This window comes from Paraburkholderia sp. SIMBA_030 (genome assembly GCF_046535245.1).
GTDB lineage: Bacteria > Pseudomonadota > Gammaproteobacteria > Burkholderiales > Burkholderiaceae > Paraburkholderia.
In genome coordinates this window covers 1-19,972 of sequence record NZ_JAWRXB010000037.1, presented here as the reverse complement: position 1 = coordinate 19,972, position 19,972 = coordinate 1, and the positions used below count along the sequence as shown (strand labels likewise).

Annotated in this window: 18 protein-coding genes and 1 pseudogene; 9 read left to right on the top strand and 10 right to left on the bottom strand. The window is 59.5% G+C overall.

The window, feature by feature from the left end; genetic code table 11:
• Positions 1-66: 66 nt before the first annotated feature.
• Positions 67-1,091, top strand: a pseudogene (locus SB772_RS37940) (cation:proton antiporter).
• Between the two features lie 530 nt (positions 1,092-1,621).
• Here SB772_RS37940 and SB772_RS37935 read toward each other — a convergent pair.
• Both SB772_RS37935 and SB772_RS37930 read right to left on the bottom strand, forming a co-directional pair.
• The gene (locus SB772_RS37935) at positions 1,622-2,791 is read right to left on the bottom strand and encodes a prolyl oligopeptidase family serine peptidase (RefSeq protein WP_410838235.1); all 1,170 of its coding nucleotides are present in this window, start codon (positions 2,789-2,791) and stop codon (positions 1,622-1,624) included.
• A gap of 368 nt (positions 2,792-3,159) precedes the next feature.
• The gene (locus SB772_RS37930) at positions 3,160-3,993 is read right to left on the bottom strand and encodes an NAD-dependent epimerase/dehydratase family protein (protein ID WP_410838234.1); all 834 of its coding nucleotides are present in this window, start codon (positions 3,991-3,993) and stop codon (positions 3,160-3,162) included.
• A gap of 179 nt (positions 3,994-4,172) precedes the next feature.
• Here SB772_RS37930 and SB772_RS37925 point away from each other — a divergent pair, with 179 nt between their 5' ends.
• Positions 4,173-5,165, top strand: a complete 993-nt coding sequence (locus SB772_RS37925) for a LacI family DNA-binding transcriptional regulator (protein ID WP_410838233.1) — start codon at positions 4,173-4,175, stop codon at positions 5,163-5,165.
• Between the two features lie 14 nt (positions 5,166-5,179).
• Here SB772_RS37925 and SB772_RS37920 read toward each other — a convergent pair whose 3' ends face one another.
• Positions 5,180-6,460, bottom strand: a complete 1,281-nt coding sequence (locus SB772_RS37920) for an MFS transporter (protein WP_410838232.1) — start codon at positions 6,458-6,460, stop codon at positions 5,180-5,182.
• A 475-nt stretch (positions 6,461-6,935) separates the two neighbouring features.
• On the opposite strand from SB772_RS37920, the gene SB772_RS37915 reads away from it, so the two are divergent.
• A complete protein-coding gene (locus SB772_RS37915) occupies positions 6,936-9,083 on the top strand; it encodes a hypothetical protein (RefSeq protein WP_410838231.1) in 2,148 nt (715 codons plus the stop codon).
• 104 nt (positions 9,084-9,187) lie between these two features.
• Here the strand turns inward: SB772_RS37915 and SB772_RS37910 are convergent, their stop codons facing one another.
• The gene (locus tag SB772_RS37910; RefSeq protein ID WP_410838247.1) at positions 9,188-9,658 is read right to left on the bottom strand and encodes a ribonuclease; all 471 of its coding nucleotides are present in this window, start codon (positions 9,656-9,658) and stop codon (positions 9,188-9,190) included.
• Between the two features lie 74 nt (positions 9,659-9,732).
• On the opposite strand from SB772_RS37910, the gene SB772_RS37905 reads away from it, so the two are divergent.
• A complete protein-coding gene (locus SB772_RS37905; RefSeq protein WP_410838230.1) occupies positions 9,733-9,972 on the top strand; it encodes a hypothetical protein in 240 nt (79 codons plus the stop codon).
• Here SB772_RS37905 and SB772_RS37900 read toward each other — a convergent pair.
• On the bottom strand, positions 9,942-10,754 hold the full coding sequence (locus SB772_RS37900) for a class I SAM-dependent methyltransferase (protein ID WP_410838229.1): 813 nt from the start codon (positions 10,752-10,754) through the stop codon (positions 9,942-9,944). The two genes, SB772_RS37905 and SB772_RS37900, sit on opposite strands and share 31 nt — an antisense overlap.
• Before the next feature lie 560 nt (positions 10,755-11,314).
• Here SB772_RS37900 and SB772_RS37895 point away from each other — a divergent pair.
• A complete protein-coding gene (locus SB772_RS37895) occupies positions 11,315-12,166 on the top strand; it encodes an oxidoreductase (protein ID WP_410838228.1) in 852 nt (283 codons plus the stop codon).
• A gap of 17 nt (positions 12,167-12,183) precedes the next feature.
• On the opposite strand, the gene SB772_RS37890 is transcribed toward SB772_RS37895, so the two are convergent.
• The 4 genes from SB772_RS37890 to SB772_RS37875 form a co-directional block, all read right to left on the bottom strand.
• A complete protein-coding gene (locus tag SB772_RS37890; RefSeq protein WP_410838227.1) occupies positions 12,184-12,846 on the bottom strand; it encodes a DUF2242 domain-containing protein in 663 nt (220 codons plus the stop codon).
• Positions 12,847-13,234: 388 nt separating this feature from the next.
• The gene (locus tag SB772_RS37885; RefSeq protein WP_410838226.1) at positions 13,235-13,867 is read right to left on the bottom strand and encodes an EAL domain-containing protein; all 633 of its coding nucleotides are present in this window, start codon (positions 13,865-13,867) and stop codon (positions 13,235-13,237) included.
• Positions 13,800-15,035: a CBS domain-containing protein gene (locus tag SB772_RS37880; protein WP_410838225.1), complete on the bottom strand. Its 1,236-nt coding sequence runs from the start codon at positions 15,033-15,035 to the stop codon at positions 13,800-13,802. The genes SB772_RS37885 and SB772_RS37880 overlap by 68 nt, the downstream gene beginning before the upstream one ends.
• A 113-nt stretch (positions 15,036-15,148) precedes the next feature.
• Complete coding sequence (locus SB772_RS37875; protein ID WP_410838224.1) at positions 15,149-15,580, bottom strand: hypothetical protein; 432 nt, start codon at positions 15,578-15,580, stop codon at positions 15,149-15,151.
• 588 nt (positions 15,581-16,168) lie between these two features.
• On the opposite strand from SB772_RS37875, the gene SB772_RS37870 reads away from it, so the two are divergent.
• Both SB772_RS37870 and SB772_RS37865 read left to right on the top strand, forming a co-directional pair.
• The gene (locus tag SB772_RS37870; RefSeq protein ID WP_410838223.1) at positions 16,169-16,600 is read left to right on the top strand and encodes a YybH family protein; all 432 of its coding nucleotides are present in this window, start codon (positions 16,169-16,171) and stop codon (positions 16,598-16,600) included.
• A gap of 534 nt (positions 16,601-17,134) precedes the next feature.
• The gene (locus tag SB772_RS37865; protein WP_410838222.1) at positions 17,135-18,196 is read left to right on the top strand and encodes a class I SAM-dependent methyltransferase; all 1,062 of its coding nucleotides are present in this window, start codon (positions 17,135-17,137) and stop codon (positions 18,194-18,196) included.
• Between the two features lie 294 nt (positions 18,197-18,490).
• On the opposite strand, the gene SB772_RS37860 is transcribed toward SB772_RS37865, so the two are convergent.
• Positions 18,491-18,892, bottom strand: coding sequence for a hypothetical protein (locus SB772_RS37860; RefSeq protein ID WP_410838221.1), 402 nt, complete (start codon positions 18,890-18,892; stop codon positions 18,491-18,493).
• Here SB772_RS37860 and SB772_RS37855 point away from each other — a divergent pair.
• Both SB772_RS37855 and SB772_RS37850 read left to right on the top strand, forming a co-directional pair.
• Positions 18,795-19,019, top strand: a complete 225-nt coding sequence (locus tag SB772_RS37855) for a hypothetical protein (RefSeq protein WP_410838248.1) — start codon at positions 18,795-18,797, stop codon at positions 19,017-19,019. The two genes, SB772_RS37860 and SB772_RS37855, sit on opposite strands and share 98 nt — an antisense overlap.
• 492 nt (positions 19,020-19,511) lie before the next feature.
• On the top strand, positions 19,512-19,865 hold the full coding sequence (locus SB772_RS37850) for a BON domain-containing protein (protein ID WP_410838220.1): 354 nt from the start codon (positions 19,512-19,514) through the stop codon (positions 19,863-19,865).
• Positions 19,866-19,972: the final 107 nt, after the last annotated feature.

Sequence of the window (19,972 nt, the reverse complement as noted above, 5' to 3'; positions counted from 1 at the left end):
CAGGGCTCGTGATCGGCTACTACGCATGGCTTGCAGATATGTCGTAGGTCATTTCAGGGAGTCAGGATGACAAAGTTGCTGATAGACGTGGTGATCTTTCTTGCTTCGGCACTGATTGCCGTACCGCTATCAGTACGCCTTGGCTTCGGTGCCGTTCTCGGCTATCTGGTGGCAGGCATTTTCATTGGGCCATGGGTATTGAAGCTGGTGACCGACGTCGACGCGATCCTCCATTTTTCCGAGTTGGGCATCGTGCTGATGATGTTCGTGATCGGATTGGAAATGCGGATCGACGAGCTGTGGGCGAAATGGTTATGTCCGAACTTCAGGAGCGCAAGTTGATGGACATGCCAACCGGCCGTGCCGGGTTCGGCATCCTCCTGTTCCAGGACATGGCAGCTATCCCTCTGATTGCGTTGCTGCCGTTGCTGGGACCGTCGGTGATCACACCCGCAGCGGAACCGGGATGGCTTGTAGCCTTGAAAGCGCTTGCCATGCTTGGTGCGGTGGGACTTGTTGGCCGCTATCTGTTGCACGTTGTGCTGCGTGTGATCACAAGCATTGGAGTACCGGAGATTTTCACCGCTTTCGCATTGCTCTGGATCGTCGGTATCTCGTTGCTCATGCAGGGCGTCCATCTGTCAATGTCGTTGGGCGCCTTTGTCGCCGGTCTACTTCTCGCAGATTCGGACTATCGCCACCAGGTCGAAACCGACATGGCTCCCTTCAAAGGCTTGTTGCTCGGTTTATTTTTCATTGCAGTGGGAATGTCAATCGATTTCGGCGTATTAATGCGGGAGCCTCTTCGTGTCGCAGTACTTGTCGTGGCCGTAGTCGGCATCAAGACGATCGCGCAGTGGTTGCTGGCAGACAAGTTCGACGTACCCGCTTCGCAACTTTGGCTATTTCGCCATTCTGCTGTCACAAGGGGGCGAATTCGCCTTTGTGGTGATGGCGGCTTCAATGGCGGCACATGTCATCGAGCAGCGCCAATCGTCCCTTGTTACACTCGTCGTCGCGCTTTCGATGGTCTCAACGCCTTTACTGCTGCCTGTGCACCGCAGAATCACCCGGTCATATGTCAGCCGTGAAGTGGGGTAGGACGGGCTGCTCCCAAAGGCGCACAACATGTTTGATTGCGCATTGCGCCCAAACACCGACGGGAAACGCGAACGCGGCTGGCGGCATAATCGTTCACCCAGCGTAGAGCGGCGATCCCCCTGCGACGTACTCGGTGAAGTTCTGCTGCAGACTTCACTGGAGGTGATGCCACTCATCATGAATCGGCATTTGTCCCAGTCGATCGGTCGACATGAAGCATCCTTGCTGCGAAGACGGATGGAACGAAGCGCCCCGCAAGCCGCCATTGATGCCTCGCGAACCCGAAGGTCTGCTGCGGGTCGATCACGGTCTGCGGTAACCTCAGTAACACTTATCGATGTATAGATCAATAATTTCGGGGCCAGGGACAGCGGAACGCGAGGACTCCGGTGAGCATCCTCGGCGGTACCGTGACTTCGACGTGAGGCGTGGCATGGGCAGTGATCGGCCATTAAGCGATCGCGGTTGACGATACAGTGGCCGGAGGGAATGGAATGCCCCGAAACCTGCCACGACGGCCCTACGGTCGGCCAGTCACGCGCTGCACCATCGCGTAGAGCACCGACATCTGCAAGCCGCTCTTGAGTGCGTAGTTCGGGTCGTATTGATTGGAGTAGCCCCACCAGTCGAAGCATGCATTCGGGTTCGTCGGCCCTGGCGCAGACGACGCAATCGTGTCGGGATACACGACCACCAGTTTGTTCGTGTCGGCCCATTCATTGATGCCGGCCTCGGTGACCCAGCGGTTTCCGATAAGCGACGCCTCCTGCAGACAGCCATGGAGGGCGAGCACGAGTCCGCACTTGTTCCCTTGCACGCAGGCTTTGGGAACAAAAACGCTCCCAGTTGAACTCATCGAAAGGTTTGGCGACGCCCCGAACTCCGTTTGATCGAATGCAGACAGCGTACCCGACAGCTTCCCGTCGTTGCGCGGTGTCAATGGGCCGAGGAACATCGTCAGCCACGTTTTTACTGAATCGTAGACTGCGCCATTCGCCAAGCAGCGCACCATGTAGGGGCTCCCGAGCGTGCCGCATGCAAGTTCGCCGTCAGGCGATTCCCAGCCGTGCTCGGCGGGATACGTATTGTCGAAGTGAACATTGGCCCCATAACGCTGGTATTCCGAGTCGAGGTCGGCCATCTCGAGCGGATTGACGACCTGGTCCTGCGTGCCGGACCAGAGGTAGACGGGCTGTCCACGCAGATTCGTCGCCGGGTCGATGGTGCCGAGGGACGATTGCGTGTCCAGATACACCTCGGATGCCGTAAGCGTGCTGTTGTCCGACGCCTGATTCGTCGGAAGCGTCAGGCCGCCACAGTTTGCCAAAGCCGTCGCGGCTCCTCCTGCGCCGGCACACCAGTACACCCCGCCAGCGTAGACAGCGGCCCCTTTGAAGGTCGAAGAGTGGGCAACGTGCATCTGCACTGCCGCGAAACCGCCAGAGGAAATACCCGCGACGAAGACCTTCGTCGGGTCGATCCGATAGCGCTGAAGTTTTACGATCGTGGACGCGACCGATCCACCGTCTGCGGTGGGGCTCCCGGTGGCGGCTAACGCCTTCGCCTGTGTCGATGCTCGCAATGCGCCGGCATCCGTACTGGTCGAATCGCCACCGCCCCCGCACCCGGCGAGGCCGATCGCCAACACAGCTGCCGACGCTAACCGTAGGCCTAACGCCATCGTCATCATTGTCGTCTCCTCGTCTGAGCGGAATAGAGTTAGTACTATCGCTCCGCCCGTCGAACTACCGGCCGGTTCAGCTTCCGTCTAAGACTCGCTAACACAAGTCATCGACAAAGCGCGAACAGATGATTGCGGCGTGCGATGCGCGCGGCGATACCCCGGCGTATTGCCTACCTAACGGAGATCATAGATCACAACCGCGAACGCCGATATTGGACCAAGCCCCCATATTGCCCCTTGGCCGGCAAATGGGTCGTGGTCTCGAGAGGAGCGCAGGGCGAACTGCGGGCGATCGGGTGAATCCATGCCGGCTTCCTTTACGCGCGATAACCTGATTCCTGTGTCAAGCTCGTCAGGTACGTGCGAGCGTTGCCTCACTGCTTTGCCTCCATCGGCTGGCCAAGCACGAATGGCCCGCCCTGAAAGCGTTGTGCGGGATCGTCGTGCGAGTCGCTCGGTGCGGTCGCGGGGAAACGTTCCGCGAACTGCGCAGCGCTGTCGCGCGGGTTGAAGCCGAGGAAGCCGGCTTTCGTGTTGTCCCACCACTTGACCGGATTGTTCGACGCGCCGTACACGACCACGTGCCCGACGCGGTTCGTGAACAGCGAGCACCGCACAAGTTCGATGAAGTCGCGATAGCTCAGATACGTGACGAGCATGCGCGGGTTCTTCGGCTCTTCGAACGACGAGCCGATTCGCAGGCACACCGTCTCGATGCCGAAACGATCGTAGTAATAGCGCGAGAGTGCCTCGCCGAAGCACTTCGTCACGCCGTAGAGGCTGTCCGGGCGCTGCGGCGCGTCGGTGTCGAGCACCTCGGTGACCGGATGAAAACCGATCACATGATTGGAGCTCGCGAACACGACGCGCTTCACGCCGTGCTTGCGCGCCGCCTCGTACAGGTTGTATGTGCCGGCGATGTTCGCGCCGAGCAGATCCTCGAACGGGGCATCGACAGAGATGCCGCCGAGATGCACGATCGCATCGACGCCCTCGACGAGTTGCATCACCGCCGGCCGGTCCGCCAGATCGACGATGCTCGTTTCCTCGTGCGGCGCAGGTTCGCCGAGTTTCGCGATGTCGCTCACGCGCACGACTTCGGCCCAATTGGCGAGCGCGCCGCGCAGTTGGCGGCCCAGGTTGCCGGCGGCGCCGGTCAGAAGCAGGCGCCGGAAGGGCTTGAACGAAGCTGTGACTGTTTGGCTCATAAAAAACTCCTGGGAAATGATCTTCAGAAAACGTTTTCTAAACGAGAACGATGGAGGAGATACAGCGTCGATTGCCGGATACGCCGCTATCAGGCAGCGATTACAACAAATGGCATTCGCCTGCCTGATCGCGCTTTCTGCGACAATCGGTAAACAAAAGAGAAAACGTTACCTTTTGCATGAAAAAACTTTCCCCAACTATTCGCGACGTCGCCGCAGCGGCCGGCGTGTCAGTCGCCACGGTGTCCAAGTACATGAACGGTGCGCAGCGCTTCTCCGCACCGGTCGAGGCGCGCCTGAAGGCGGCGATCGAGGAACTCGGCTACCGCTCGAATCCGCTTGCGCGATCGATGATCACCGGCCGCTCCCGCACCATCGGGCTGACCATTCTTGACATCAGCAATCCGCACTTCACGAGCGTCGTGAAAGGCGCCAACCGCGTCGCGCTGCGGCACGACTACACGCTGCTGCTCGTCGACACCGACGAAAACCAGGCGCGTGAGCGCCCGCTGATCGAAGCGCTCGCGCAGCGCGTTGACGGCCTGATCGTCAGCTCGCGGATACCCGACGAGGAGGCGCAGTGGTTGCTCGATCTCGACAAGCCAGTCGTGCTGTTGAGACGTAGCGATGCGCTGCCGATCCCGAGCGTCGGCATCGACAACCGGCTCGCAACCTACATGCTCGCGCGGCATCTGCTAAACCTTGGACATCGTCACATCGCCTACCTCGGTTTCGGGCAGGCTCGCATCAATGACGAGCGCATTCGCGGTGCGCGCGAGTGTCTCGAGGAAGCCGGCCTCACGCTCGACGTGTACGACGCTCACGCGCCGACCGCGCATGCAGGCGAGGACGCGTGCTCGCGCGTGATGCTCGGTCCGCGCAGGCCGCAGGCGGTGATCTGCTATAACGACCTGATCGCGCTCGGCTTCATGAAAGAGGCGGCGTCGCTCGGCATCAAGGTGCCGCACGAGCTGTCGGTAACCGGTGTCGACAACGTCCCGTACGGCGAGTACGCAGCGCCCGCGCTCACCACCGTCGATATCCAGAGCGAGAAGATGGGCGAGCTCGCGATGCAAAAGCTCATCGACGCGCTCGCGGGCCATGCGGAGGCTGGGCATTCGATGTTCGAGCCGAAGCTCATCGTCCGTGAATCGACGGCGGCCCGCGGCTGACGCGCCTCGTGCTTTCACGCGTCGAGCTTCGCGGGCGCCATGCGCGGCGTCAGCATCTGCATGACGGCGAGGGCGACGAGGTAGGCAAGCGCGCCTATCGCGAACAGCACCCAGTAGTGGCCGGTGCGTTGCAGGACCTGACCGATCACCTCCGAGAACAGCACCGCTCCGATCGAGCCCGCCATCCCGCCGATGCCGACCACTGCGCCCAGCGCGCGCTTCGGGAAGAGATCGGACGCGGTGGTGAAGAGGTTCGCGGACCAGCCCTGATGCGCTGCCGCCGCCAGTCCGACGATCGCGACGGCACCCCAGAGGTTGTCGATTTGTGAGACGAATGCGATCGGCAGCACGCAGCACGCGCAGATCAGCATCGCTGTCTTGCGCGCGGCGTTCACGCTCCATCCGGCGCGCAGGAGCGCCGAAGAGAGCCAGCCGCCGCCGATGCTGCCGACGGTCGTCATTGCATAGATGCAGACGAGCGGCAGACCGATGTGCTGCATGTCCATGCCGCGCGACTCGTTAAGCCACTTCGGCAGCCAGAACAGATAGAACCACCACACCGGATCGGTCAGGAACTTACCGATCAGGAACGCCCACGTCTGGCGCTTTCTGATCAGCACGCCCCAGCCCGGCGCGCGGGCGTTCACGTTGGCGGCATCGAGCGCTTCGACTTCGTCCTGCGCTTCCTCCACGGAGCTCGGGTCGGCAGACCGGTAGAGCGCGAACCATACGGCCAACCAGACGAGGCCCACCGCCCCGATGATCACGAACGCCGCACGCCAGCCGAACGCCAGCGCGAGCGGCGGGATGATTGCGGGCGCGAACACCGCGCCGACATTCGCGCCAGAGTTGAAGATGCCGGTTGCAAGCGCACGTTCGCGGCGCGGGAACCATTCGGCAGTCGTCTTGATGGCGGCCGGGAAGTTGCCGCCCTCGCCGATGCCGAGCAGCGCACGCACCATTGCGAAGCCGGTCACCGAGCCGACCGCCGCATGCAACACCGCTGCCAGGCTCCAAATCAGCATGGCGAGCGCGTACGAAATGCGCGTGCCCAGCCAGTCGACGATACGGCCGAAGCACAGAAGGCCAACCGCATAGAACGCCGAGAAGGCGATCACGATGCGGCCGTACTGCACCTGGGTCCAGCCGATGTCGTGCTGCAGAAGCGGCGCGAGCAGACCGAGAATCTGGCGGTCCATGTAGTTGATTACGGTGGCGAAGAAAAGCAGCGCGCAGACCGTCCAGCGGTAACGGCTGGCGGCGGTGCGGGCGAGTCCGATGACGGCGGTTTGCATGTGAGTCTCCGTTGCGCGGCGGCGCTCGTCGCGTCGCGCTATGTGTCATTGAAGGTGGGTGCGCCGAGGGTCGCAACGCGCGCCACGGCAGGAGTGTTACGTCACGAGCACGTCCAGTTAGGAAAACGTTTTTCTAGAATAGAAGTTTTGTGATGCTTTAGCTAGTCCATAGTTTACCTAGTCTTGCGCACTGTGATCCAGTGATGGGACCATCTAGCCCAGAAGATTAGTTAATCGTTTTCGTGACCATGCGTAGCAGCCTCGGGCAGGTCGAGACGGCGCGGCGTTGGCGGAGATCAGGCGGACTGGCAGGGCACGGGTCGGTCGTGTCGGCGCGAACAGATTGAAACGACAGCGAGCGGATTTTTCCTAGGGTTTTTACTGACTTCCGTCGAGCCAGTGCCTAACGAACCGCCGGACACGCTTGTGAAGTTGCCAGTTTCAGCATCGATCCACTTACAATCAGGAGACAAAAATGCATTCGTCAAGAAAATCATCCATTGGTTTTGCGGTCAGTACACTGACGTTCCTTCTCGTCAGTGCCTGCGGAGGTGGCCTGGATGATGGTCCGAAAAATCCAGTTTCTTCTTCGTCCACAGTTTCTCTGCACGGAATTGTCTATGGAGCGACGGATACGAGCGTCCCGTCAGGAGCAGGCGTGTCCATCACCATGATGGGACAGATGAGAGCGCTCTTTGACCTCATCAAGAAGGCACCTGATTTCACGCAAGTAGTGATGGACCTTGGCGACGGCAGTCCAGTGCACGTGCTCAATACCAATACGGGCGATAAATTCCTGCCAGGCAAACTGGCGCTCGGGCTGTCGTACATATTGATCGATATGAAAGCGAAAGGGGATCCGAAATACGCGGATTACCTCGCGACATATCAAAAGATAACGACCGCAATGATGACGCAGACGAGCGGCGCCAACTACACGTACGCGAATACATCCTGGGGCGAGTACTACTACCTCGTTGCGCTCAATAATTTCAAAGCGCACGGCATGCTCAACGAGGTTTTCAGTGACGCAATGCTGGCTACGCTGCAAAATCGACTGACTTTCTGCGATATGTTCGGCGCGGATGCGAGCGGCACGAAGAATACGTGCCCCGCCACAGGTGCGATCGACGTTGCATCGCTCAATACCGCGCAGAATTACTATGCCGTCTCTTACGGTATTGCAGGGCTGAGACAGAAACTCGGATGGAGCAATCCGATTTTCTTTTCCGCCACCGACCCGGCTGTGGCATCGATGGGCGCGCGGGACGCGCTTCTGTACACGCTCACGAATCACATTAGAAAAGACTCGTCCGGCGGTTTTTCCGACGAGGCCTCGAATACCCATACGACCTATTATGATCAGGCACGCTTCGATCGATACAGCACGTTGCTCATTGGCGAAGTTGTTGAGCGAACGTTCGAAATGGGCAATGAGGCCAATCTGACGCCCGAATTGAAATCCTATCTGCGCAAGTCAGTCGATCTCATTCTTCCCCAGCTCAACGCAAACGGCCAGGGTTTCAACTATGGCAGGTCCATCGGGCCATACGGGGACTCAGCCTTTATGGAAATCCTGACTGCTGCGGCAAATGCAGGCGTATTGTCCGCCCAGGAAATGCAGGTGGCCTATTCGTTTATCTATAAGGCGGCTTACCGCTTTGACACTTTCTGGTACGACCCGACGCTGCCCACGCCGTCGGTGAATATGTGGGTCAAAGGGCGCGGAACCGATGCGTATCGCGGCAAACCTCGAGTCATGGGTGAGAATTTCAGCCTTTTACACCAATACATGTACGTGAATGCCTGGTGGAACAAACTCGGTTTTGGCGGCAAGGCGCCCATGTCTGATTCCGAACTGCAAGCCTGGCTGGACGCAAGACCGCATTACACGCTCACCTGGTACAACTTGCCTACCGATACGGCTCACCCTTACAGCGCAGCGCTCATTACGGTACGCGACGGCAAGCGCGTCATCAATCTCAACCTGAGCCAGGCACCCGACTACAATTCGTACGCGCCCTATTACCCGACCCCGTTCTCCGACAACCTGATTTATGGCACAACGGATCTGGGCTATGCGTTGCTGATTCCGCAAGTTTCCTATAACGGGAAAACCTACATTCCGGTCACGTATTATAAGAACCTGAATGTTCAGGAAAACAACGGCCAGGTGGTCGTCTCTTTCGACACGACCAAATTCCGGCAGGCCGTTAAGAATGCCACCTATGCCACGGATATCGACCTGCAGGTCCACACGGTTCTAACGTTTGGTCAAGGCACACTGACGCGAACCGATACGCTGAGTTCTGGAACGTTGACCGGCAACATCGCGGTCGAGACGGATTTCACGTCTTTTGCAGCTTTCCAGAACACCACCGGGAATGGCGATGGTTTCTCGGTGAAGTACGCCAATAGTAATGCCACCAGCTATGGCACCACGGGCTTCGACAGTTGCGTCCTGTCTAACTTCGAAATGGCGGCCGGGGTGACCAATCCGTTGTCGACCACTCCGATCGGGCAGTTGCATTCGAACTTCGCCTGTACGACGCGCCCCTTCGCACTCAACGCGGGAAGTAATCGTACGTTCACCTGGGCACTGAAGTACGCCGGTTCGATTTGATCCTGTGAAGCGCGCCGGCCCTTGTAAAGGCCGGCGTCGCCCGGCAAGGAAGTTTATAAGGTCGAACCGACGTCGTCACCTCAATGACGGATCAGGGTCCGACTTTATTCTGCAATGCGCTTAAAACTGGCGTAGTAATCGTCGGTGTAATAGCAGTCGCCGGTCTGCCTGCGCGGTCCACCACATACGATCCGGCGCTGCCCGCGATCCGTCATGCCAGGCGTGCGAACCGTGTATGCGTGGTAGTAGCCGCGCGGATGCTTCGGCAGCAAAAGCGCACTGTTACGGAACAATACGCCGTCCTCCCCAAAAGGGAATGGGCCCCCCGCTTTGATCAGCCGCAGTGTTTCGGCTGCTTCCCCCGGCAACTGTGTCTTCGTGACGGCGCCCAGCACGCCCGTCTCTCGCGCGCCTGATGCGATGGGTGTATCGCTCGCGCCCCGAGCTGGCTGAACCGGCGCCTGGCTCGCGGATGCGCCCGATGCCTCAGTGACGTTTTGCGATCCCTCCTTGCCACATCCGCCAAGGATCGCACTCAAAGCGACGATGCAGGAGAAAGCCCACGCTCTCTTCACGAACAGTTCTCCCGTTGACCAGAATTCGACGATCCGGCTAGATGTAAAGGTATCGCTAATGGCGGAGCGAATCAATGTTCGGCCCGGAAATAGGCACTTTTCACACGACCACCGCCGCGATGAAGCACGTGCGTCGGCAGCATCCCCGAGAACAAAAGCTCGGGGTATTTCGTCTTGGCGGGCTGCTTTCTGGTGTACACGGGCAGATGCGCACGGTGCCTCAGATGCCTGCGCTTGTCGTAAATGCCGATCGGGCTCGCAACAGCCTTGCGCCGAAACTCGACTATCCTGCCGCCACGATCACATGCGCCTGAATTTTGCCGGCCACCGGGCCTTCGCCATGGCGGTTGGCAATCGCCTCCGTCGCTCGGTCCGTAGCCAGCTGAAGCAAGCTGGCGTCGCGCGCTTCGATTTCGTTGCGCAGCGGCGTTCCTAGGCAATAGGCGGTGGCGGCGTCGCGTGCCGAGGTCGCGCAACTTTCCTTCTCGCGTGTCTCGATCTCGATGTCGGCGAACCCTGCGCGGCTCAACTCCTCTCGGATCAGTGCGATATCGTGATAGCCGTGCGGCGTGCGGGCGAGGAATCTCGGAGGGTCGTGCGGAAACACCGTGGCGAGGGCGTTGGTGACGTCGTCGGCAAAGGCGTTCTCTTCGATGCGGTCCCAGACATTGAAGACAAAGCGCCCGCCTGGCCTCAGCATGCGACGCGCCTCGGCGTAGCCGACGACCCGGTTGGGAAAAAACATCGCGCCGAACTGGCAGCAAACGACGTCGAATGAGGCATCTTCGAACGGCAAGTCGAGCGCGTCCGCCTGCCTCCATTCGATACGACTATCGGACCCATGCCTGGTGGCGGCATAGTCGAGCATGGGCTGGTTGAGGTCGGTCACCACGTAGCGCGCGCCAGCGCAGAGTTTTGGCGCAAGCGCCCGAGTGACCACGCCGCTGCCGGCCGCCGTTTCAAGCACCGAACCGGGCGAGGAGGCTGCGACAAGCTCCGCCAGGTCGGCGGCATAGGCCTCGAAGATCAGAGGGACCATCAGCGTGTCGTAGAACTTCGGAATCGAGCCCGCAAACACCTTGTCGCGCTCAGTCATGATACCCCTTGAAAGCTCTTGATGGCGCCCTTGACCATCCATTCCAGAGCGGCCCAAGCCACTCCAACGAGTTCTCCGGTTGGTCGGGCATTGGCGACCATGCGCTATGGTGGCCGCGCATGCCAGCCTCGTCAACGTCGTCCAGCGATCTATTTCAACATGCTTGCCTTCGTGGCTGCGCTGTCCCGGTGATGCTGCGAATGGCGGCTAGTGGGCGAGCAATCTCAGCCGCCGTATGGCCGATTCGGGTCGTTAGTACACTACCTTTCACATTCCCCGGAACGCGTGAGGGTTTTTACGCGCTATCGCCAGATCAGCGACAATCTCCCGACTGCCGTTGCCGTCCACTCCATCGAGCCGCCGCTTTCTCGCGCGGTCAGCGACTCGACGCCCCCGCAGCAGGCGCCGCTTCCGGCCCCTCGCACATGCAGTCAGGGTTGACCGGAGAACCGGCTGGGCAGCCTATTCGCAGCCGTTGCTATGGCGCTCATCGCGGATGCGAATTCCGCCTTGCACATCCACTCCCTTTGCCGTTGCAACATGAACAGGAGTTTTCCCAAATGATGAATCGAGACAACCCCGTCTGGCTGATCACCGGCTGTTCCACAGGCTTTGGCCGCGAGCTGGCGAAACTGGTGCTGGCACGCGGCTGGCGCGCAGTCGTTACCGCACGGGACCCAGCGAAAGTGGCGGACATTGCCGAGGGTCACGCTGAGCGGGCACTCGTGCTGCCGCTCGATGTCACCCAGCGCGCGCAGATCGACGAGGCCGTCAAAGCGGTGCAGCAGCGCTTCGGACGCGTCGACGTGCTCGTCAATAACGCCGGCTACGGTTATCTCGCCGCTATCGAGGAAGGCGAAGACGAAGCAGTGCGCGACATGTTCGAGGCCAACGTGTTCGGCCTCGTCGACATGACCAAGGCCGTACTGCCGGTGATGCGCAAGCTACGCAGCGGCCTGATCGTCAACGTTTCGTCGATTGGCGGCCTCACCAGTTTTGCGGCGACCGGCTACTATCACGGCACCAAATACGCGGTGGAAGGCATCTCCGAATCGCTCGCCACCGAGGTCAAGCCGCTCGGCATCGACGTGCTCATCGTCGAGCCGGGGCCGTTCCGCACCAACTGGGCGGGCCCCTCGATCAAGCAATCGGCGACGCAGATCGACGACTACGCCGCCACCGCCGGCGAGCGCCGCAAGCAGACCGCCGCGCGCAGCGGCAACCAGGCGGGCGACCCGGTGCGGGCCGCGCAGGCGATTATCGACGCCGCACTATCGGACCAGCCGCCGTTGCGTCTGCTGCTCGGCAAGACCGCGCTCGAACTGGCGCGCAAGAAGCTCGATCTGCTGCGCAAGGACTTCGACGCATGGGAAGAGACGACCGTGGGCGCGGATTTTCCGGAGGTCTCGTAGCGCGATAACGGCGACGCTTACTTGGTGCTCGTCGCCTTCTCCGAATCATTGCCTGTCTGGGCTGCCCCGATCGGCGGCACGGCGTCGTTAATCGACGGCAGCGTTTCCTTCGGCGCCGTAGCGGCGTCAACGGGGGCCGGCTGGGCGGAGTCGGCCTTCAGGTAATGCTCAACTAGCGCGAAGAAACGCTGATAAAAAACGCCGGCGGGAATCGTCTCGCTCGCAACCTTCACCATCGAGTCATCGCTCGAGCCGATCGGCAGCGACAGCGATCCAAACACGCTCAGGCCGACGCTCGCCGACGTGTTGCTCTTCTTCAGCGCATAGCGATCCTGCACCGCGTTCACGTACGCGGTGCTGCTGTTGCTTTTGGGGTCGTCAGTTGTGCAGACCACATGGATTTCGATCACCGCGTGCGAATCGCTGGTAGGCTGGAAATTTTTCGAGCCATCGACCGAATCAGACCTTGCCGAACTGGCGATATACCCTTGGCTGAGCAACGCACGGCGGGCGGCTTCGCAAGCGGGCTCCGTCTTCGCTGCAAACTTGTGCGTATAGGGGCTGTCGCCTGCGTCGAACTGTTCTTGCTGGTAAAGCGGCTTCGGCGTCGAGCACGCAGACAGTGTGCTCGCAAGCGCAAGCACGAAAGCCGCGGAGGAAAGGCGGAACGGAGTATGCATGGTCGAATAGGGTGGATCGGATCGAGCGGTGAAGGGGTCTGATGCCAGAAGGTCAGGACGCCCAATGCTCTTGCGTGGCATGAGAGGGACACATCATGCGGGCGATCCGAAAGTGAACAAGGCGCGCCTATTATAGTTTTCTTTCCCTACAACAACCTTCGACGTTGTCGTGAGCGCAAGTCCTGTCCGAGCGCCTGACAGCAGAGACCGGAGTCCACGTGCTCAACCTCATTCAGAATGTCTGCCAGCCCGCGCAGATCGGTGTAACAGTCCGTGGCTGCGTCAATCCAGCAGTCAATGATGATGACGTCCCGCTCAGACAACACATATTCTTCGTCAGTGACTGGTAGATTTTCGCGCATGTCTTAAGCCTGTCCAGTTGCGGTTGCTAGGTTTCGTTCGTTTTCCGAAACTGGTATTGATGCTCGACATGAAGGCCGCATCGAACGCCGAGTGCTGTTCGTTGCATCTGGTGCGCCGGGGCCGGCCGCGCCAACAGGTAACCTTGTGCCCGGTCGCACCCGATTTCGCGCAGGAATTGCATCTGCGACTCCTGCTCGACCCCTTCGGCCACAACAGTGATGCCGAGGGCCTTCGCCATCGCGACGATCGCTCGCACGATCGCTCCATCGATCGTTCCTGGCCCTATCTGGGCCAGGAACGATCGATCAATCTTGAGCGTATCCACGGGGAGCGTCTGCAAATACGCGAACGCAGAGTATCCAGTGCCAAAATCATCAATCGCCAGACTGATGCCGCGCCCCGCCAGCTCTCGCAGCAACGCTCCTGTTTCTTCATGGCCGGTCATGGCCATGCTCTCAACAAGTTCGAATTGAAGGCGTCCGGCAGGCAATCCGGTTTCACTCAAGACGCTTGCCAGCTCATGCAGAAAACCGTCGTGCCGGCATTGCTTTCCTGACAGGTTAATGGCGATCCAACCGAAGTCGAATCCGTCATCGAGCCATGCGCGCGCCTGGCGACAAGCTTCGCGCAGGACCCATCCGCCGATCGGTACGATCAACGCGGACTCTTCCGCGACGGGTGTCGTTGATCAGCTTGAAGCGGTCGAGATCGAGGAACATGACCGCGACCCGTTTTGATGTGTGCTGCGCTCTGGCCATTGCGTGGTTTAGACGCTCGCTGAACAATGTTCGGTTGGGCAACCCCGTGAGCGCGTCATGGGTGGCAAGATAGCTAAGACGCTCTTCAGCTAGCCGGCGCCCGGTTATGTCCGAGAAGATCGCTGCGTAGTGGGAACATTGTCCGTCCTGATCACATATCCCGGAGATCGAAAGGTATTCCAGGTAAAGTTCGCCGCTTTTCTTGCGATTCCATATCTCGCCTTTCCAATGCCCTTTTTCGCGCAGGCATTTCCAGAACTCACGATAAAAAGCAGGCGACTGGCGTCCAGAACTCAGCAATCTGGCATTTCGGCCAACTGCCTCCAACTTCGTGTAGCCTGTTAGCCTCGTGAATGCGGGATTGACTCTCTCGATGTTCCCCCGCAGATCGGTGACCATCACGCCGTCCAGCGACGATTCGACCACCCGGTCGGCCACCCGCAAGTTGTAGCGCGATTCGAACAGCGCATCGTCGCGCTCGCGCAGTGCGGTTTTCAACTCGTGAACGTATTCATATTCGATGTCGTTCAGAATGTCCGCCAGACCCAGCACGCCAATAAGCGAATCCTGGTTGTCGAGCACGCCGACATGTCGCATACGGTGCTCAACCAGGTACTGCCGCGCGGCGTAAAGACTCTGCGACTGCCGCAGCGAGCGAAGTGGACGGCTTGCAGAGGTACCCACCGTCCCGAGCAGCGCACCGCTGGCTACAAGGCGAACGATGTCGCGCTCGGTCAGAATGCCGTGTACGCCCTCCGGATATTTGACAACGATCGCACTCAGGCGCTGCGTTTGCATGAGTCGCATTGCCTCATTCACGTATAGATCTTGACTTACCACCACAGGCATCGAAACCTCTACGGATTCAATGGACCTCATCCGCAGGAAGAACTCGGCGCCTTGACTCATGACGAGGTCGGTCTGGGTCAGGATGCCGAGCGAGCGTCCCTGATCGTCAACGATCAGGCAATGCCGAATACCTTCGCTCCTGAAATACGCGGCAGCATCGCCGAGACGAGTGTGCTCCGATAACGACAGGACTGGATGCGACGCGACAGGGCTTGGCAAGCTATACCGTCAATTATTTGTCGAGTCAGACGAAGCGAAGGAGGAACGCCGTCGCACCGTTATTTTGCTTCATGCTCTCTCGAACGAGTCATTCTGCCTTGTTCGGCTGTGGATCACATATCTTCTATGAAGCCGGTCTGGCAGACCAGTTTGGGCGTCGCTCCAGCGACGACCGTGAGGGGCACGCCGTCAAACGTCTCCTTTCGACTGCCGTCTTGATGAAACCCCACGAGGCTGATCGGCGTCGTGTCGGATTCCCGCAGCACGTCCGCTCTTGTTTCAGGCGAGATTTCCATGCGCAGCGGGCGCGTCCCATGTTTGACGATGTGCCGCGCGATTGCGTCTGAGAGAAAAGCGGTCGCCGATAACGACGAGACCCTTGTGCTGGTTTTGCGGCCTGTGCGCATTTTTGTCCCCTTGCTCTTATTTATATATGGCGCATTCAGCGAGGTGCTACAGACCGCTCGTTCAGTTGCGCGTGTGTCGATCCAAAGCGGCCCGCCGTCCTCGGCATCTGCCGCTGTTACCCGACGATCGTAATTCAATGGAGATTTGGCTCCGCGTGGCATAGATTATCTGTTGGGTTTCGCACCTTCCGATTTGTTTGCCGTTGCTCATTCCGGATAAGGGCCGTTTACTGGGCGGAGCCGACAGATGAACGTCCAAGCGACGCGACGGGTGAATGACGCTTCATGGCCGAAGAACGCACGCGGTCGACCGTTGACTAGGGACGGATTTCCCTGATTTGCCGACCCCAGCCGTTCTGCACAATGGGCCGACGCTCATCACTGCGCGTACGCCGGCACCCGTCCGATCAGACCGGAGCCGGCTGGAGGTGGTTCAGCCACCCAAGTCGTGCCATCCGCAAACACCTTGATACGGTGGGTGAATGAGAACGCCTTCGCCCCAATAGTGCGGGCTCGGGCTTGCCCCACCTTTGGCCGACCGGTTCATCACGGAATGGCCCCCTCGATTACGGCCCTCAACGCCTGGTGCTCTTCATCCCCGCGATTTCCAGGCCCGAGACTCGTTCCGCAGGGGCCTCAACGGCTATGGAAATTGATCGGCACGCGATGGCCAATGGTGTATGTTGGATCAAGAGCGCCCGGTCGTTCACTCAAGGAGAATGATTCATGTCCACAGAAGACGAAGTACGTACTGCATCCCACCAGTTCTACGCTGCGCTGAACGACATGGCCAACGGAGACGCAAGTGCGATGTCAGAGATCTGGTCGCATGACGCCGTCGTAACGGCCATGCATCCGGTTGGTGGACGGCACGTAGGTTGGGACGAAGTTCGAGACTCGTTTCAGCAAGTGGCCCAGATCGCCTCGGAGGGGCGGATAAGGCTGGATGATCAGATGATTCAGGTTACAGGCGCTATGGCCTACGAAATCGGTTCGGAGCGCGGGCAGGCCCGCTTTGCCGGACACCAGGTTACGTTAGATCATCGCGTCACAAACATCTATCGCCGAGAGACGGATAGCTGGAAGATCGTCCATCATCACACCGATATCTCATCTGCAATGCTGGATGTTCTAAAGCGGATACAGACGAAGACCTAGTCGTCCGTTTGCCATCGGAGTCTCGTGCAACGGGGTTGCGATATGTCGACCGCCAAGCCACCAGCGCACTGCGTCGTACTTCGACTCCGTCGTCAATGTCCCATGGCGACCGATTGCCGCCGATCGATCCGTGAGCGGTGCAACGGCAGGTATCAGATTTCGAGCAGTTGCTCGATGGATGTACTCACGGACAATAAGTCGGCAAGTTGCCGTCATTCGAGTATCGGCGTTGGTCAGGCGGCTACGAATCGCTTTCCTGTCATTCGCATGTCGGCGGACGCGAATGACCGGTCTCACCGCAAGCGGATGCGTACTTGCGACCCTCAACGGCCTTTCGGGCGACGAACGCCAACGGCCGGTAGGTTACCAATACAGGTCATCTGCTGGCTGCCATCGAACTCAATGCTTGAGCCTCGATTCTGCATTTTGCCTTTAACCTGCGTTTCCTCTCCCTATACTTTGCATAGGCGAAGTCGGCATCGAACGGCGGCTCATTTCGTCAGATCAATCCTACCTTCGTCAAGGAGGTGACACATGCAATACGACGAACAGAAGGTGCAGGACTTCATGGCGCGCATGGTCGGCGAGTTCGGCGCGGTAGCGTCCGCGCCGCTCATCGCACTGGGCGACCGGCTTGGTCTGTACAAGGCGATGACCGAACAGGGCTGGATGACGTCGGAACAGCTCGCCGAACGCGCGGGTCTTGCCGAACGATATGTCCGCGAATGGCTGGCTGCGCAGGCCGCGTCGGGCTTCGTCAGCTACGACGCGGCGACCACCCAATACCGGCTCGAAAACGAAATGGCGATGTGCTTTGCCGACGAGACAAGCCCGACTTTCATCCCGGGCTTCTGCGACTGTGCTGAAGCGATGTTTCGGAGCTTGCCTAAACTCGAAGCAGCCTTCCGTACGGGCCTCGGAGTCGGATGGCATCAACATCATCCGTCGCTGTTCAAGGGCACCGAGCGGTTCTTTCGTCCGGGCTACGCCGCGCATCTGATCGACGAGTGGATTCCCGCGCTCGACGGTGTCGAAGCGATTCTCAAGGGACATGGCGCGAAAGTCGCCGACGTTGGCTGCGGCCACGGCGCATCCACGATTCTGCTGGCGCAGGCCTATCCAGATGCGACATTCGTCGGCTTTGACTATCATGAGCCGTCCATCCAGAGAGCGCGAGAGTTGGCCCGTGAAGCGGACCTCGGCGATCGCGTCAAGTTCGAAATGGCCAGCGCACAGCAATACCCCGGAAGCGGCTACGACCTCGTCGCGTTCTTCGATTGCCTTCATGACATGGGCGACCCGACGGGCGCTGCTGCACACGTCTTGCACTCACTAAAACCAGATGGTTCGTGGATGATCGTCGAGCCATTCGCGCACGACCGACTGGAAGACAATCTGAATCCTGTCGGGCGCGTGTTTTATTCGGCGTCCACGATGATCTGCACGGGAGCATCATTGTCGCAGGAGGGCAGAAGGGCGTTGGGTGCTCAAGCCGGCGAAGCACGGCTCAGGGAGGTGGTGACCGCGGGCGGCTTCACCCGCTTCAGGCGCGCAACGCAGACGCCGTTCAATCTGGTTTTTCAGGCGCAGGCCTGAACGGCGGCGCCAACTCTGATGGACTAGGCCCGCAGACGCATTTATCGCTGTGGCCGGCTCAACGCGACGCATCACAGACGCACGCTGCGCGTGCGTCAATGTCCGTTGAGCACCGAATACCAGCCACCTAGGTTGTCTCCACGAAGGGCTGATACTGGCCGCACCCTGACGCTGGGGCGCGTAACGGCTCCGAATTGCCGTTGTCCACGCGCAAGCTCACCAGCAATGATGCGTAACCAAGCCAGCAAGCCTCTTTCGGTTCGATCAGGACGGTTCAGAAAGTCAACGGACAGGCTATCCGAAAACCCGCGCCCATGCCTCCCGAACGCGACGCGCGCGGTCTTCGAAGAGATATGAGGCAGCCAGCGTCAAGAGACCTGAAATAGCCCCCGTCAGGACGTGCTCGACATAGGGGATCCGGTAGTGACTCTCGTGCGAGTAGGCGTCGCCTAACGTTGTCAGGAAGCCGACGACAAGCGCATTGCCGTAGCGATGGCCGTAGAGTTTCGCCGCAGGCGTGAAAGTCAGAAGTACGGCCAGGAGTCCGGTGAGCAGACCGGTCCGGAATGCAATCGTCCAGTGGACAAGGCTCATGATATTGCCCCAGCTGCCCGGCATGCAGGTCATGCATGCGCTTGTCGGCTGCCAGAAACGCTGGACAAATAGCTTGATGCGGCGCATCCACTCGCTTGACATGATCAATGCCCTTGTCACGGCCGACGCCAATATACGTTTCGCTGGCGCTGTTTCCAGGCCTTTTAACCCGCTTGCCGTCCTCGTCACGGATGCGTTAAATCTGCGCGCCGTCGAGGCCGAGCAATAACGTGGACATGGTGGAATACTACACTGCGATTGGACGGCCGCCGTTTTTGACTGGGACCGGAAATTCGGCCCTTGCACATATCGGTGCGGCCCCACCCATGACGGGCATCGAACGGGCGCTTCCGCCCGAAGCCAGCGTCAGTAGTCGACCCTCAACAGCCCTTCGAGTCAGTCCGAAGTCAACGGCGGCTTCCAATTGGACAGCGACCGTTCGCCTAGGCACGCCGAACGACGAGTCATCGGGTTCCCTTACCCTCATTCACACAAAGGGTTGGCCCTGACCCACTAGTCGAAGGTCCGGCAAGGACTCTCCAGCGGTTCTCGACGCGCTTGAAGTGCGCATCCGACGAGGAAAAGTCTACAATTCGATTGCCGAACGTCGTGGCCGCTGGTCATCAACGTCGGGGTGCGCATTTTTCGCCGCACTTTGATTGACCAGCGATCTTTTCGAGTCTCTCCCACCCAGTTTTGCTACCCACCTGAAGGAGAAGAGATGAAATCCATGAAGACCTACGTTGCCACAGCGATCGCCGTCAGCGCCATTGTTGCGATCGTGCCCATTGTTAATGCACAAGAGACGACTGCGGCAACTTCAGCAACAGCGCCCTCTCGTTCGTCGATTAGAGCAGCAAATAGGGAGTTGGCGAAGCGAGTTCAGACGGCGTTGTACAAGCAAAAGGGCTTGGAGACGACTGATCTTCACGCCATCGCTCGTAGCGGCAAGATTACGCTTGTAGGAATGGTTCCAGATCAGGCGCAGATAGATCTCGCAGGGAAAGCTGCTGAGAGTGTTCCTGGAGTTACGTCGGTCAAGAACAATTTGACAGTGGAAGAAGAAGGACATTAATGTTTGAGTCCAACCGCATCCTTTGACTGCCTGGCGCGCCTTGAGAACAAGAATGTTATGTTCTCAACGGCGACGCCTTTGCCGGGGAAAGCACTTGCATGGCTGAG

Bases quoted from the DNA above. Each gene is read 5' to 3' on its own strand.
- SB772_RS37935 (WP_410838235.1), bottom strand. From the start codon at position 2,791: ATGATGACGATGGCGTTAGGCCTACGGTTAGCGTCGGCAGCTGTGTTG.
- SB772_RS37930 (WP_410838234.1), bottom strand. From the start codon at position 3,993: ATGAGCCAAACAGTCACAGCTTCGTTCAAGCCCTTCCGGCGCCTGCTT.
- SB772_RS37925 (WP_410838233.1), top strand. From the start codon at position 4,173: ATGAAAAAACTTTCCCCAACTATTCGCGACGTCGCCGCAGCGGCCGGC.
- SB772_RS37920 (WP_410838232.1), bottom strand. From the start codon at position 6,460: ATGCAAACCGCCGTCATCGGACTCGCCCGCACCGCCGCCAGCCGTTAC.
- SB772_RS37915 (WP_410838231.1), top strand. From the start codon at position 6,936: ATGCATTCGTCAAGAAAATCATCCATTGGTTTTGCGGTCAGTACACTG.
- SB772_RS37905 (WP_410838230.1), top strand. From the start codon at position 9,733: ATGTTCGGCCCGGAAATAGGCACTTTTCACACGACCACCGCCGCGATG.
- SB772_RS37900 (WP_410838229.1), bottom strand. From the start codon at position 10,754: ATGACTGAGCGCGACAAGGTGTTTGCGGGCTCGATTCCGAAGTTCTAC.
- SB772_RS37895 (WP_410838228.1), top strand. From the start codon at position 11,315: ATGATGAATCGAGACAACCCCGTCTGGCTGATCACCGGCTGTTCCACA.
- SB772_RS37890 (WP_410838227.1), bottom strand. From the start codon at position 12,846: ATGCATACTCCGTTCCGCCTTTCCTCCGCGGCTTTCGTGCTTGCGCTT.
- SB772_RS37870 (WP_410838223.1), top strand. From the start codon at position 16,169: ATGTCCACAGAAGACGAAGTACGTACTGCATCCCACCAGTTCTACGCT.
- SB772_RS37865 (WP_410838222.1), top strand. From the start codon at position 17,135: ATGCAATACGACGAACAGAAGGTGCAGGACTTCATGGCGCGCATGGTC.
- SB772_RS37860 (WP_410838221.1), bottom strand. From the start codon at position 18,892: ATGTCAAGCGAGTGGATGCGCCGCATCAAGCTATTTGTCCAGCGTTTC.
- SB772_RS37850 (WP_410838220.1), top strand. From the start codon at position 19,512: ATGAAATCCATGAAGACCTACGTTGCCACAGCGATCGCCGTCAGCGCC.